This is a genomic window from Pseudomonas gebzensis (genome assembly GCF_034427815.1).
Classification (GTDB): domain Bacteria; phylum Pseudomonadota; class Gammaproteobacteria; order Pseudomonadales; family Pseudomonadaceae; genus Aquipseudomonas.
This window is the reverse complement of sequence record NZ_JAXQNS010000004.1, coordinates 319,813-332,672: the sequence shown is the minus strand read 5'-3', so window position 1 is coordinate 332,672 and position 12,860 is coordinate 319,813. Positions and strand designations below refer to the sequence as shown.

The 12,860-nt window shown below is 65.2% G+C and carries 13 protein-coding genes; 7 read left to right on the top strand and 6 right to left on the bottom strand.

Annotation, left to right across the window (positions count from 1 at the left end; genetic code table 11):
- The first annotated feature begins 20 nt into the window (after window positions 1–20).
- Window positions 21–1,586: a SulP family inorganic anion transporter gene (locus tag SJI00_RS10470; protein WP_322461646.1), complete on the top strand. Its 1,566-nt coding sequence runs from the start codon at window positions 21–23 to the stop codon at window positions 1,584–1,586.
- A 26-nt stretch (window positions 1,587–1,612) separates the two neighbouring features.
- Here the strand turns inward: SJI00_RS10470 and aroE are convergent, their stop codons facing one another.
- On the bottom strand, window positions 1,613–2,437 hold the full coding sequence (gene aroE, locus SJI00_RS10465) for a shikimate dehydrogenase (RefSeq protein ID WP_322461645.1): 825 nt from the start codon (window positions 2,435–2,437) through the stop codon (window positions 1,613–1,615).
- A 16-nt stretch (window positions 2,438–2,453) separates the two neighbouring features.
- On the bottom strand, window positions 2,454–3,377 hold the full coding sequence (hemF, locus tag SJI00_RS10460; protein WP_322461644.1) for an oxygen-dependent coproporphyrinogen oxidase: 924 nt from the start codon (window positions 3,375–3,377) through the stop codon (window positions 2,454–2,456).
- Between the two features lie 150 nt (window positions 3,378–3,527).
- On the opposite strand from hemF, the gene SJI00_RS10455 reads away from it, so the two are divergent.
- Window positions 3,528–4,505 (top strand): NADPH:quinone reductase, encoded by a 978-nt coding sequence (locus tag SJI00_RS10455; protein WP_322461643.1) that lies wholly within the window; start codon window positions 3,528–3,530, stop codon window positions 4,503–4,505.
- A gap of 62 nt (window positions 4,506–4,567) precedes the next feature.
- On the opposite strand, the gene tsaC is transcribed toward SJI00_RS10455, so the two are convergent.
- Window positions 4,568–5,125, bottom strand: coding sequence for an L-threonylcarbamoyladenylate synthase type 1 TsaC (gene tsaC, locus SJI00_RS10450; protein WP_312931640.1), 558 nt, complete (start codon window positions 5,123–5,125; stop codon window positions 4,568–4,570).
- Between the two features lie 39 nt (window positions 5,126–5,164).
- Window positions 5,165–6,286 carry a DNA-processing protein DprA gene (gene dprA, locus SJI00_RS10445; RefSeq protein WP_322461642.1) on the bottom strand — a complete coding sequence of 374 codons (1,122 nt, stop codon included), beginning with the start codon at window positions 6,284–6,286 and terminating at the stop codon, window positions 5,165–5,167.
- A 208-nt stretch (window positions 6,287–6,494) separates the two neighbouring features.
- Here dprA and def point away from each other — a divergent pair, with 208 nt between their 5' ends.
- Genes def through SJI00_RS10420 form a run of 5 tightly spaced genes read left to right on the top strand, consistent with a single transcriptional unit; the run spans window position 6,495 to window position 11,019 of the window.
- Window positions 6,495–7,001, top strand: coding sequence for a peptide deformylase (def, locus tag SJI00_RS10440; protein ID WP_322461641.1), 507 nt, complete (start codon window positions 6,495–6,497; stop codon window positions 6,999–7,001).
- A 60-nt stretch (window positions 7,002–7,061) separates the two neighbouring features.
- On the top strand, window positions 7,062–7,994 hold the full coding sequence (gene fmt, locus SJI00_RS10435) for a methionyl-tRNA formyltransferase (protein WP_322461640.1): 933 nt from the start codon (window positions 7,062–7,064) through the stop codon (window positions 7,992–7,994).
- A complete protein-coding gene (gene rsmB, locus SJI00_RS10430; RefSeq protein WP_322461639.1) occupies window positions 7,991–9,301 on the top strand; it encodes a 16S rRNA (cytosine(967)-C(5))-methyltransferase RsmB in 1,311 nt (436 codons plus the stop codon). The genes fmt and rsmB overlap by 4 nt, the downstream gene beginning before the upstream one ends.
- A gap of 22 nt (window positions 9,302–9,323) precedes the next feature.
- Complete coding sequence (trkA, locus tag SJI00_RS10425) at window positions 9,324–10,697, top strand: Trk system potassium transporter TrkA (protein ID WP_322461638.1); 1,374 nt, start codon at window positions 9,324–9,326, stop codon at window positions 10,695–10,697.
- A gap of 10 nt (window positions 10,698–10,707) precedes the next feature.
- On the top strand, window positions 10,708–11,019 hold the full coding sequence (locus SJI00_RS10420; protein WP_322461637.1) for a tetratricopeptide repeat protein: 312 nt from the start codon (window positions 10,708–10,710) through the stop codon (window positions 11,017–11,019).
- A gap of 300 nt (window positions 11,020–11,319) precedes the next feature.
- Here the strand turns inward: SJI00_RS10420 and SJI00_RS10415 are convergent, their stop codons facing one another.
- Both SJI00_RS10415 and SJI00_RS10410 read right to left on the bottom strand, forming a co-directional pair.
- The gene (locus SJI00_RS10415; RefSeq protein ID WP_322461636.1) at window positions 11,320–12,207 is read right to left on the bottom strand and encodes a lysophospholipid acyltransferase; all 888 of its coding nucleotides are present in this window, start codon (window positions 12,205–12,207) and stop codon (window positions 11,320–11,322) included.
- A gap of 40 nt (window positions 12,208–12,247) precedes the next feature.
- Window positions 12,248–12,799: a DNA-3-methyladenine glycosylase I gene (locus tag SJI00_RS10410; RefSeq protein WP_322461635.1), complete on the bottom strand. Its 552-nt coding sequence runs from the start codon at window positions 12,797–12,799 to the stop codon at window positions 12,248–12,250.
- Between the last annotated feature and the right edge of the window lie 61 nt (window positions 12,800–12,860).

The window sequence follows — 12,860 nt, the reverse complement described above, 5'->3', positions numbered from 1 at the left end:
CGCCCTTGGATCGACTGCCAATGCCCCGCCTGACCCGCTTGCTGCCGTTTCTCGCCTGGCTGCCCTACCAGTCTCGCCGCAGCCTGGGGCAGGACCTGCTGGTGGGCCTGAGCGGCGCGATCCTGGCCTTGCCGCAGTCGATTGCCTATGCGCTGATCGCCGGGCTGCCGGCCGAGTACGGCCTCTACGCCGCCATTGTTCCGGTCATCATCGCCTGCCTGTGGGGCTCATCGTGGCACCTGATCTGCGGCCCGACTGCCGCCATTTCCATCGTGCTGTACGCCAGCATCAGCCCGCTGGCGCTCAGTGGCAGCGACGATTACGTCACCTTGGTGCTATTGCTGACCTTCCTCGCCGGGGTGTTCCAGTGGCTGCTGGGCTTGTTGCGTTTCGGCAGCGTGGTCAACTTCGTCTCCCAGTCGGTGGTGCTGGGCTTCACCTTGGGCGCGGCCGTGGTCATCGCGTTGGGCCAGTTGCCGAACCTGCTGGGCCTCGACCTGCCGAGCGAGGCCACCGCACTGAAATCGCTGCAGACGTTGCTCAGCCATGCCGGTGAGGTGGACGTGCCGTCTGTGACGCTTGGGCTGGCCACTGTGCTGATCGGCCTGTGGATAAAACTGTTGCGCCCGCGTTGGCCGGGTTTGCTGATCAGCCTGGTGACCGTCAGCCTGGTGGCCTGGCTGCTGCCGAGCCTGTTTGGCCAGGTGCCACGCGTGCCGGCGTTCACTGGCCAGTTACCGCCGCTCAGCCCGCTGCCGCTGCTGGACATCGAACTGATCCTGCGCCTGCTGCCCAGCGCCGTGGCGGTGGGCATGCTGGGCTTGGTCACCAGCCTGTCGATAGCCCGCTCGCTGTCGGCGCGCTCCGAGCAACTGATCGACGCGGATCAGGAAATTCGCGGGCAGGGCGTGTCGAACATGGTCGGCGCATTTTTTTCGGGCTACCTGTCTGCCGGCTCCTTCACCCGCTCGGGGCTCAATCTTGATGCCGGAGCGCGCTCGCCGATGGCCGGGGTGTGTTCGGCGTTGTGGGTGGGCGTGTTTGCCTTGGTGGGCGCTGGGCTGATCGCCCACCTGCCCATCCCGGCCATGGCTGGCAGCATTCTGCTGATCTGCTGGGGCCTGATCGACCACCGCGCCGTGCGGGCGCTGTTCCGAGTCAGCCGGTCGGAGTTTCTGGTGATGCTGCTGACCGCCGCCGCCACCCTGCTGCTGGAGCTGCAGACGGCGATCTATGCAGGGGTGCTGGCGTCGCTGTTCTTCTACCTCAAGCGCACCTCGCGGCCCCGCCTGCTGCAGAGCCGCGACGGCGATGTCGACCTGTTGCGCGTGGGTGGCTCGATCTTCTTCGGCGCCGCCCATTACCTGCAGGTGCGCTTGCAGCGCTGCCAGGGCCCGCATGTGGTGATCGATGCCCGGCAGATCAACTTCATCGACTATTCCGGCGTGGACATGCTGCACCGCGAGGCCCGCCGCCTGCAACGCGCCGGCGGCAGCCTGACGCTGCTGAGGGCGCCGGTGCAGGTGATCGAAGAGTTGCAAAAGCTTGAAGGCGCCGCGGCCTGCCCGGTCGTGTTCAAGGACTGAACGGATCGGGCATCACCCACGGGTCTTCAGTCGCAAGCCAGTTGCCGACGCAGCTCGTCCAGCACCGGCCCAGTCTGCGGCCGCACGCCGCGCCATACGTAGAACGCTTCCGCCGCCTGCTCCACCAGCATGCCCAAGCCGTCGAGCGCCTTGCCGGCGCCGAGGCGTTCGGCCCACAGGCAGAACGGCGTCGGCGCCTTGCCGTACATCATGTCGTAGCAGACCGTGCGCCCCGGTTCGACCAGGCTGTCGGCCAGCGGCGGCAGCTCGCCGGCCAGGCTCGCGGAGGTGGCATTGATGATCAGGTCCACAGGCTCCAGCAACCCGGCAAAGTCGCTGGCCACGATCGGCCCCAGGTCAGCGAATTCATGGGCCAGTTGCTCGGCCTTGGCCACGGTGCGGTTGGCCACCACCAGCGATTGCGGGCGCAGTGCCAGGATCGGCTCCAGCACGCCGCGCACCGCGCCGCCGGCACCAAGAATGAGGATGCGCTTGCCGGTCAGGTCGAGCCCGGCGTTGAGCGTGAGGTCACGTACCAGGCCCGCGCCGTCGGTGTTGTCGCCGCGTAGGCTGCCGTCATCGAGCTTGCTCAAGGTATTCACCGCACCCGCACGCTGGGCGCGGGCGCTGAGGCTGTCGCACAGGCGATACGCCTCTTCCTTGAACGGCACGGTCACGTTGGCACCCTGGCCCAGCTTGAAGAAGCCCAGCGCGCAGTCGGTGAATTCGTCGAGCGGCGCCAACAGCGTGGTGTAGGCAAGCGCTTCACCGGTCTGCGCAGCGAACAGGCGTTGGATCAGCGGCGACTTGCTGTGGCCGATGGGGTTACCGAAAACGACGTATTGGTCCATGGGTGGGGCTCCTCGGTTATCCACAGGTTGGCTCGGCCAGCCAGTCGCGGTCTTGCAGGAAGTAGTCGGTCAGGCGCGCCTCTTCACTGCCTGGCGCAGGTTTCCAGTCATAGCCCCAGCGTACCTGCGGCGGCAGCGACATGAGGATCGACTCGGTACGCCCGCCCGATTGCAGGCCGAACAACGTGCCGCGGTCATACACCAGGTTGAATTCCACATAGCGGCCACGACGGAACTCCTGGAATGCCCGCTGCTCGGCCGTGAAGGGCAGGTGCTTGCGGCGCTGCACGATCGGCAGGTAGGCCTCGACGTAGGCATCACCGATGGCGCGAATGAAAGCGAAGCAGGTGTCGAAGCCCCATTCGTTGAGGTCGTCGAAGAACAACCCGCCAATGCCGCGCGGCTCGCCACGGTGCTTGAGATGGAAGTAGCGGTCGCACCAGGCCTTGTAGCGCGGGTAGACGTCGGCGCCAAAGGGCGCACAGGCCTGCTCGGCCACGCGGTGCCAGTGGATGCAGTCTTCTTCGTGGCCGTAGTACGGGGTCAGGTCAAAACCGCCACCAAACCACCAGACCGCTTCCTCACCTTCTTTTTCGGCGATGAAAAAGCGCACGTTGGCGTGGGAAGTGGGCACGTGCGGGCTGTGTGGGTGGATCACCAATGACACACCCAACGCCTCGAAACCGCGCCCGGCCAGCTCTGGTCGATGGGCGCTGGCCGAAGGCGGCAGGCCTGTACCGAACACGTGGGAGAAATTCACACCGCCCTTCTCGATGACCATGCCGTCGCCGATTACCCGCGTGCGCCCGCCACCGCCTGCTTCACGCACCCAGGCGTCTTCGACGAAGCGGGCTTGGCCGTCTTCACGCTCCAGGGCAGAACAGATGCGGTCTTGCAGATCGAGCAGGTAGGCCTTCACGGCCTCGGTACGGCTGGACATTGGATCACCTGGAAGGGGAGGAAAAAATTCGCCGGGTAGCATACCACCGGGCCAGGACGCGTCGCAGTTGACGGGCATCAAGCAAAGGCGTCCGATAGAGGCCGTGTCCGTACCCACTTTTTTCCACCCCACTGTCTACCGGAGTGAACGATGGCCCAGCGAATCCAGTTCAGCCAGCACGGCGGCCCCGAGGTCCTGCAATGGGTCGAATTCGACCCCGCGCCACCGGCCGCGCAGCAGGTCCGTGTGCACAATCACGCCATTGGCCTGAATTTCATCGACACCTATTTCCGTAGCGGCCTGTATGCGCCGCCCTCTCTGCCCTCCGGGCTGGGCACCGAAGGTGCGGGCGTGGTCGAGGCGGTGGGCGAGGGCGTCACCCGCTTCAAGGTGGGCGATCGCGTGGCCTACGCCTCTGGCCCGTTGGGTGCCTACAGCGAACTGCACACCTTGCCTGAAGCCAATCTGGTCAAGCTGCCGGACGCCATCAGTTTCGAGCAGGCCGCTGCGGTGATGCTCAAGGGCCTCACCGTGCAATACCTGCTCAAGCAGACCTACGCCGTGAAGCCGGGCGAGGTGATTCTGTTCCACGCCGCTGCTGGAGGCGTGGGCTCCCTGGCCTGCCAATGGGCGGCAGCGCTGGGTGCGAAGGTGATCGGTACCGTGAGCAGCGCCGAGAAGGCCGAACGGGCCAAGGCGCTGGGCGCCTGGGAAACCATCGACTACAGCCGCGAAGACGTGGCCAAGCGCGTACTGGAACTGACCGATGGGCAAAAGGTGCCGGTGGTGTACGACGGGGTAGGCGCCGATACCTGGCTGACCTCGCTCGACTGCCTGCAGCCGCGTGGGCTGATGGTCAGTTTCGGCAATGCCTCCGGCGCGGTCAGCGGCGTGAACCTTGGCATCCTGTCGCAGAAGGGCTCGTTGTATGTCACACGGCCGACCTTGGCGACCTATGCCAACACCCCGGAAAACACCCAGGCCATGGCCGACGATCTGTTCGCCATGATTGCCAGCGGCAAGGTGAAAATGGACGTCCAGCAGCGGTTCGCATTGCGCGATGCGGCCAAGGCGCAGGCCGAGCTGTCGGCGCGGCGCACCATGGGGTCTACGGTGTTGCTGCCCTGATTCGGGGGTGTACCGGTCGCCTGCAGGAACGGCCGGTTGGCCAGCCCTGCAAGCAGCCGCTGTCAGCCCGGGCGCACCACCTCACCCGTGATCAGGTCACGAATCACGCTGGGGTTCTTGCGCCCGCCCAAGGCGCCGCCCAGCACATGATCCAGCTGCCCATGGAAATACTGCTCCACACGCAACCGGGTCTTGGCCGCCGGGCGCCCGCCCGGGTTGGCTGAGGTCGAGATCAGCGGGCCGACCAACGCACACAGCTCACGCACCTGGGGATGATCGCTGACGCGCAGGGCGACGCTGTCATGCTCACCGGTCACCCATTCGGGCAGCAGGTCCTGATGCGGCACCAGCCAGGTATTGGGCCCGGGCCAGGTGGCGCTCATACGGTCGATCCACTCTTCGGGAAAATCCTCGAACAGGAAGTCGAACTGGCGGATGTTGTCGGCGACCAGAATCAAGCCCTTGTGCAGGGGCCGTGACTTGAGTGCCAACAGGCGATGCACGGCGTCCTCGTCCCAGGGGTCGCAGCCCAGGCCCCAGACCGCTTCGGTCGGATAAGCAATCACCGCCCCCGCGCGAATCTCACGTGCGGCTTGTTGCACACGCCAACTGCTCACCATTTGCTGTTTCTCCGCATTCAAGGCCCAGGCGCAGTTTACTTAGCCGGAGCGTGCAAACCAACGGCCGGCTTCACAGCTGACTTTGCCATCGATCTCAAGTTCGCTGAGGCTGGCCAATACCTCGCTCAGCGCCCGACCGCTGCTCAGCGCCAGGCCTTCGCTGGTGAGCGGGGCGGCGTGCAGCAGCATCAGCAGCGGATCCGCCGCTGCCGCAGTTGCGGCTGCGGCAGGCGCTGGCGCTGGCGCTGGCGGCAGGTTCTGCCAGCCGCGCAAGGTATCGAGAATCTGTTGAACGTTCTCGACCAGCAACGCGCCATCGCGGATCAACTGATGACAACCCTTGGACCCCGGATGGTGAATCGATCCCGGGATGGCATACACCTCGCGGCCCTGCTCAGCGGCAAGCCGCGCGGTGATCAATGAACCACTGGCCAGCCCCGCCTCGACCACCAGTACGCCCAGCGACAACCCGCTGATGATGCGGTTGCGCCGCGGGAAGTTCGCCGGCATCGGTCCTGCATCGAGCGGATAGTCGGAAACCACTGCACAACCGCGTTCGGCTATCTGCCGGGCGAGCTCGCGGTGGCGCTGTGGATAAAGTTTTTGCAGGCCGCTGCCGAGTACCGCAATCGTGCGGCCGCCAGCGTCCATTGCCGCGCGGTGGGCGGCGCCATCGATACCCAGCGCCAGGCCACTGGTGATGGTGAAACCGGCCTTGGCCAGGCAGCGTGAAAACGCCGCCGCGGTGTCCAGCGCCGGTGGCGTTGCACGCCGGCTGCCGACCAGGGCCAATTGCGGCGTCTCCATCAGGCTGGGGTCACCCGCCACGAACAACAACGGTGGGGCGTCGGGGATTTGCGCCAGCAAGGCGGGGTAACGAGGGTCGTCCCACATCAGCAAATGCTGGGCCGGACGCTCTAGCCAGGCCATTGCGGCAGTGGCAGCGATGCGCACCTCAGGGCTGCGCCGGGCATCGCTGCTGGCCGCTGGAACGCCCAATGAGCGCCAGGCCGAGGCAGGCGCAGCAAGCGCCGAGCTGGCCTTGCCAAAGGCTGCGAGCAGCGTTTGGAAGCGGCGTGGGCCGATCTCGGGCAGGCTGTGCAGGCGCAGGCGCGCCTCCAGTTCAGCAGGCGGGCAGGTGGGGTAAACGTCAGTCGACATGAACGATCATCCTTGATCCAGAGCGGCTCCGGCAGGTTGCACAACCTGTGGATAACTCTGTTGATAATACTTTGAAAACCTGTCTATCAAACAGGCAGGAAAATGACCGTTGAAACCCTAGCCGACCTTTGCCAGGTGATGAATCGGCTGATTCCCTTTATTATGTGTGTCCAGTTTTCAACCGAACGCACAGTGACTGCCTGACCCTATGGCCATTTTGAACATCCTCGAATTTCCGGACCCGCGCCTGCGCACCATCGCCAAACCGGTGACGGCGTTCGACGACGCCCTGCGCCAGCTGATCGATGACATGTTTGAAACCATGTACGAAGCGCCGGGTATCGGTCTTGCTGCCTCCCAGGTCGACGTGCACCTGCGCCTGGTGGTGATGGACCTGAGCGAGGACCGCAGCGAACCGCGCGTCTTCATCAACCCAGAGGTCGAAGAGCTGACCCACGACATGGGCCAGTACCAGGAAGGCTGCCTGTCGGTGCCCGGCTTCTACGAGAACGTCGATCGCCCGATGCGTGTGCGCATCAAGGCGCAGGACCGCGACGGCCAGCCGTACGAGCTCGAAGCCGAAGGGCTTCTGGCGGTGTGCATCCAGCACGAGCTGGACCACCTCAATGGCAAGCTGTTCGTCGACTACCTGTCGCAGCTCAAACGCGACCGAATCAAGAAGAAGCTGGAAAAGCAGCACCGCCAGCAGGCCTGACCCCTACCTTCCAGAAGGCTTGCTGCGGCAAGCCTTCTTCTTTTCCGAAGCGAGAACGTGATGCGCATTGTCTTTGCGGGCACCCCAGAGTTTGCCGCCGAACACCTCAAGGCCCTGCTCGACAGCCCCTACCAGGTGGTGGCCGTCTATACCCAGCCGGACCGCCCGGCCGGTCGCGGCCAGAAGCTCATGCCCAGCCCGGTCAAGCAACTGGCCATGGCCCATGACATCCCGGTCTTGCAGCCGCCCACCTTGCGCAATGCCGATGCCCAGGCCGAGCTCGCCGCTCTCGAACCCGACCTCATGGTGGTGGTGGCCTACGGCCTGATCCTGCCCCAGGCGGTGCTGGATATCCCGCGCCTGGGCTGCATCAACAGCCATGCCTCGTTGCTGCCACGCTGGCGCGGTGCAGCGCCGATTCAACGGGCCGTGCAAGCAGGCGATGCGCAGAGCGGCGTGACCGTGATGCGCATGGAGGCAGGTCTGGACACAGGTCCCATGCTGCTCAAGGTCGTCACGCCCATCAGCGCCGACGACACCGGCGGCAGCCTGCACGACCGTCTGGCGCACATGGGCCCGCCCGCCGTTATCCAGGCCATCGCCGGTCTCGCCGACGGCTCGCTGCAGGGCGAGGTGCAAGACGATGCATTGGCCACCTACGCGCACAAGCTCAACAAGGACGAAGCGCGCCTCGACTGGGGCCAGCCGGCTGTGGAACTGGAACGCCTGGTGCGCGCCTTCAACCCGTGGCCGGTGTGCCACAGCACGCTCGACGGCGAGACCGTGAAGGTACTGGCGGCCAGCGTCAAGGAAGGCCAAGGCGCCCCAGGGCAGATTCTGTCGGCCAGCAAAGATGGCCTGCTGGTCGCCTGCGGTGACCAGGCCCTGAGCCTGACCCGCCTGCAACTGCCTGGCGGCAAGGCGCTTGCCTTCAGTGACCTGTTCAATAGCCGCCGCGAGAAATTCGCTGACGGCAAGGTGCTGGGCCAATGAATCCACGTTTGGCTGCCGCCCGCGCCCTCGCTGCCGTGCTCAGCGGCAAAGCCTCGCTCAACAGCGCCTTGCCGGCGCAACTGGACAAGGTCGAGGAGCGCGACCGCGGCCTGACCCAGGACCTCGCCTTCGGCACCGCCCGCTGGCAGCCGCGCCTGGACTTGCTCGCCGCGCACTTGCTGCAAAAGCCGTTCAAGGCGGCCGATGCCGATGTTCAGGCGCTGCTGCTGGTCGGCCTGTACCAGCTGTTCTACACCCGGATTCCCGCCCATGCCGCGCTGGGAGAAACCGTCGGCTGCGCTGAAAAACTGAAAAAGCCTTGGGCCAAAGGCCTGCTCAACGCCGTCCTGCGCCGCGCGCAGCGTGAGGGTGCGGACCTGTTGGCCAGCCTGCAACGCGATCCAGTCGCACGCACCGCCCACCCGCGCTGGCTGCAAAAGTCGCTCAAGGCTTTCTGGCCTGAACAGTGGGAAGCCATCTGCGCGGCCAACAATGCCCATCCGCCGATGATCCTGCGGGTCAACCGCCGTCATCATGCGCGCGACGCCTACCTGGCGTTGCTTGCCGAGGCGGGCACGGGCGCCAGCGCCTGTCGCTACAGCCGCGATGGCATCGTGCTGGATGCGCCATGCGACGTGCGCAGCCTGCCGGGCTTCGCCGAAGGCTGGATCAGCGTGCAGGACGAAGCGGCGCAGCTGTCTGCCGACCTGCTCGACCTGGCCCCGGCTCAGCGCGTGCTGGACGCCTGCTGCGCGCCGGGCGGCAAGACCTGCCACCTGCTCGAAGCCGAGCCGGGCCTGGCGCAGATGGTCGCTATCGACCTGGAAGCCAAACGCCTCGTCCGTGTTCGCGAGAACCTCGACCGGCTGCAGCTCGATGCGCAACTGATCGCCTGCGATGCCCGCGACACCACCAGCTGGTGGGACGGCACGCCGTTCCAGCGCATCCTGCTCGACGCGCCATGCTCGGCCACTGGCGTGATTCGTCGCCACCCCGACATCAAGCTGACCCGCCAGCCCGAGGACATCCCCGCACTGGCCAGCCTGCAAGGCGAACTGCTCGACGCCCTCTGGCCTACCCTGGACGTTGGCGGCATGCTGCTCTACGCCACCTGTTCCAGCCTGCCGACCGAAAATACCGAGGTGATCGCCGCGTTCCTTGCCCGCACCCCCGGTGCGCGCGAGCTGGACCTGGCGACCGAGGCCGGCCTGCGCCAGCCCCACGGTCGCCAGTTGCTGGCCCAGGAAGGCGGCCATGACGGTTTCTACTACGCCAAACTGATCAAGATCGCCGCCTCACGCGGATAACCACAAAAGGCAGAACCAGCCGATGAAGATCATCATCCTCGGCGCCGGTCAGGTGGGCGGCACCCTCGCGGAAAACCTGGCCAGCGAAGCGAATGACATCACCGTGGTCGACACCGATGCCGAGCGCCTGCGCGATCTCGGCGATCGCCTCGACATCCGCACCATCCAAGGGCGAGGCTCGCTGCCCACGGTGCTGCGTCAGGCCGGTGCGGAGGACGCCGACATGCTCGTGGCGGTGACCAACAGCGACGAAACCAACATGGTCGCCTGCCAGGTCGCCTATACCCTGTTCCACACCCCGACCAAGATCGCCCGCGTGCGTGAGGCGGCGTACCTGACGCGCACCGAGCTGTTCGACAACGAGGCGATCCCCGTCGATGTACTGATCAGCCCCGAGCAGGTGGTGACCAACTACATCAAGCGCCTGATCGAGCAGCCCGGCGCGCTGCAGGTGATCGACTTCGCCGGCGGCAAGGCGCAACTGGTGGCGGTCAAGGCCTACTACGGCGGCCCACTGGTGGGCCAGCAACTGCGCCAGATTCGCGCGCACATGCCCAATGTCGACACTCGCGTGGCCGCGATCTTTCGCCGCGACCGCCCGATCAAGCCGCAAGGCGATACGGTCATCGAGGCCGACGACGAAGTCTTCTTCATCGCCGCCAAACGCGATATCCGCGCCGTGATGGGCGAGCTGCGGCAAATCGATGAGAGCTACAAGCGGGTAGTGATCGCGGGCGGCGGGCAGATCGGCGAGCGCCTGGCCGAGGCCATCGAGAGCCGCTACCAGGTGAAGATCATCGAGGTGAATCCGGCCCGCTGCCGGCACCTGTCGGACACCCTGGAGAGCACCGTGGTGCTGCAGGGCAGCGCCTCTGACCGAGACTTGATGCTCGAAGAAAACATCGCCCAGGCCGATGTGTTCCTGGCCCTGACCAACGACGACGAGGCCAACATCATGTCGTCCTTGCTGGCCAAGCGTCTGGGCGCGCGCAAGGTGATGACGCTGATCAACAACCCGGCCTATGTCGACCTGGTACAGGGCGGCGACATCGACATCGCCATCAGCCCGCAACTCGCCACCATCGGCACGCTGCTGGCGCATGTGCGCCGCGGCGATATCGTCAGCGTCCACTCCCTGCGCCGTGGCGCGGCGGAAGCCATCGAAGCCGTGGCCCATGGCGATGCCAAGTCGAGCAAGGTGGTGGGCAAAGCGATTGCCGAGATTTCGCTACCACCGGGTACCACCATCGGCGCCATCATCCGCGCCGAGCACGTACTGATCGCCCATGACGTGACGGTGATCGAAAGCGGCGACCATGTGATTCTGTTCGTTGTGGATAAAAAACACATTCGTGACGTGGAAAAACTGTTCCACGTGGGGCTGAGTTTCTTCTAGGGAGAGGGCGATGCGCGAGTCACTGGAAAAGATGCTGGCCAAGGGTGTGGATAACCCGCTGCTGCGTTTCGGCCTGGGCAAGGCCTGGCTCGATGAGGGCAATGGCAGTGAAGCCGCGCAACACCTGGTCCGCTGCGTGGAGCAAGACCCGAAATACTCGGCGGCGTGGAAGCTGTTGGGCAAGGCGCATCAGCTCGCGGGGGACGTCGCGGCGGCCCGTAAAGCCTGGGAAGAGGGCGTAGCAGCGGCGCAGGTCCATGGGGACAAGCAGGCCGAGAAAGAGATGGCGGTGTTTCTCAAGAAGCTCGATAAAGCCCGGTAAAACGCCTTCTGTCGCCACTCAGAGCAGGCATGGGGCCGGCGCAGCCGGGCTTGTCCGGGCGCCCCACAATGCTGTGTAGAGAGGGGTCGCAGCCTTGGCGCGGCTGCGCCGCCCATCGCGGCAATCCGAAGTGCCTGACCGGCCGTTCCTACAGTAACCGCCTTGGCCTGCCACAGTGAGGCTCAGAAAACGCGGTCCGCGTAGGAGCGGCTATTGCCGCGATGGCCGGCAAAGCCGGCCCGATTCAAGGGTCACGCACGAACGGCGAATCACGGTGCCAGCCTTGGCTCGGCCCCGCGCTCAATACCAGCGCGCCTCCCCGGCCGGGCGCTTCTTGAAGCGCTTCATGCTCCACATGTACTGGCTCGGATACGCCCGGACATAACGCTCCACCACCTTGCTCATCGCCGCGGCCGACTCCGCAGCATCCAGGCTGTACATGGCCTCGGGCGCCGCCTCCAGAATGACCTTGAAGCCCGAGCCATCGGGCAGGCGCAGGGCATGCAGGAACACCCCGACCGCCTTGCCACCGGCGAGCATGTTTGGCACGAACTTGCTGGTCAGCGCCTGCGTGCCGAGAAACGGCACGAAGACCCCGGCAGATTCTGCTGGCTCCGGATCAGCCGGAATCCCTACCTGGCCACCACGGCGAACTTCCTTGATGACACTGAGAATGCCTTCCTTGGTCGAAGGCGCCACCCGATTGCCCATCTGCACACGCTGCTCGCGCAGCAGGTCGTCCACCGCCTTGAGCTTGGGCGGCCGGTAGAAAATGATCGGCTTGCACTGGCTGCAATAGAAGTGATTGAGCACTTCCCAGTTACCCAGGTGGCTGGTGATGCCCACCACGCCCTTGCCGGAGGCCAGCGCCTGCTCGAGCACTTCCAGGCCTTCGACCTCTTTGACCAGGTCGATCGAGCGCTGCGGCGCCCAGATCCAGGCGCATGCGCTTTCCACGAACGACTTGCCGATGTCGCGCAGGGCGCGCCCGACCAACTGCTCGCGCTCAATCGGGTCCATCTCCGGGAAGCACTTGGCCAGGTTGATCCGCACCACGTTGCGCGAGCCGGTGGGTAACTTCCACATCAGCCAGCCCATACCGGCGCCCACACGCTGCACGCCGCGCCACGGGAGCTTGGCGAACAGGCGCAAGGCCCCGACCATCACGGCGCCTTTGAATTTTTCCACAGGAGGATTCCTTATAGCTGCAAGCCGCGCATTGTAACCCTCAGCGCACCAGCTCGGCGTAGCGATCGCAATCGGTGGTGTGGTCCATGACCATGCCAGTGGCCTGCATCAGGGCGTAGCAGATGGTCGGGCCAACGAAGGTGAAACCGGCCTTTTTCAAGGCCTTGCTCATGGCCGTGGCCTCTTCGGTAAAGACCGGAATCTCGCTGCGGTCGACGAAATGATTGACCTTGGGCTCACCCCCGACGAACGACCACAGCCACTGAGCGGGGTTATCCACAGCCAGCCAGGCCTGCGCGTTGCGCCGCGCGGCGTTGAGCTTGAGGCGGTTGCGGATGATGCCAGGCTCCTGCATCAGTTCCTCGATCCGCGCATCGCTCATCCGCGCCAGTTGCACCGGGTCGAAACCGTAGAGCACTTCGCGGTAGCGCTCACGTTTGCGCAACACGGTGATCCACGACAACCCGGCCTGGAACCCTTCGAGCAAAAGCATCTCGAAGAGCAACGCCGGATCACGCCGCGGCGTACCCCATTCATGGTCGTGATAGGCCTGATACAACGGATCGTCGGTACACCAAAAGCAGCGTGGCATAAGGCTCCAATACGTAGAGGGCGAGGCGAATCGGGTTATACTCCCGCTCTTTACATCCGCA

Coding starts and splice junctions, on each gene's coding strand:
- SJI00_RS10470 (WP_322461646.1), top strand. CDS start 21: ATGCCCCGCCTGACCCGCTTGCTGCCGTTTCTCGCCTGGCTGCCCTAC.
- aroE (WP_322461645.1), bottom strand. CDS start 2,437: ATGGACCAATACGTCGTTTTCGGTAACCCCATCGGCCACAGCAAGTCG.
- hemF (WP_322461644.1), bottom strand. CDS start 3,377: ATGTCCAGCCGTACCGAGGCCGTGAAGGCCTACCTGCTCGATCTGCAA.
- SJI00_RS10455 (WP_322461643.1), top strand. CDS start 3,528: ATGGCCCAGCGAATCCAGTTCAGCCAGCACGGCGGCCCCGAGGTCCTG.
- tsaC (WP_312931640.1), bottom strand. CDS start 5,125: ATGGTGAGCAGTTGGCGTGTGCAACAAGCCGCACGTGAGATTCGCGCG.
- dprA (WP_322461642.1), bottom strand. CDS start 6,286: ATGTCGACTGACGTTTACCCCACCTGCCCGCCTGCTGAACTGGAGGCG.
- def (WP_322461641.1), top strand. CDS start 6,495: ATGGCCATTTTGAACATCCTCGAATTTCCGGACCCGCGCCTGCGCACC.
- fmt (WP_322461640.1), top strand. CDS start 7,062: ATGCGCATTGTCTTTGCGGGCACCCCAGAGTTTGCCGCCGAACACCTC.
- rsmB (WP_322461639.1), top strand. CDS start 7,991: ATGAATCCACGTTTGGCTGCCGCCCGCGCCCTCGCTGCCGTGCTCAGC.
- trkA (WP_322461638.1), top strand. CDS start 9,324: ATGAAGATCATCATCCTCGGCGCCGGTCAGGTGGGCGGCACCCTCGCG.
- SJI00_RS10420 (WP_322461637.1), top strand. CDS start 10,708: ATGCGCGAGTCACTGGAAAAGATGCTGGCCAAGGGTGTGGATAACCCG.
- SJI00_RS10410 (WP_322461635.1), bottom strand. CDS start 12,799: ATGCCACGCTGCTTTTGGTGTACCGACGATCCGTTGTATCAGGCCTAT.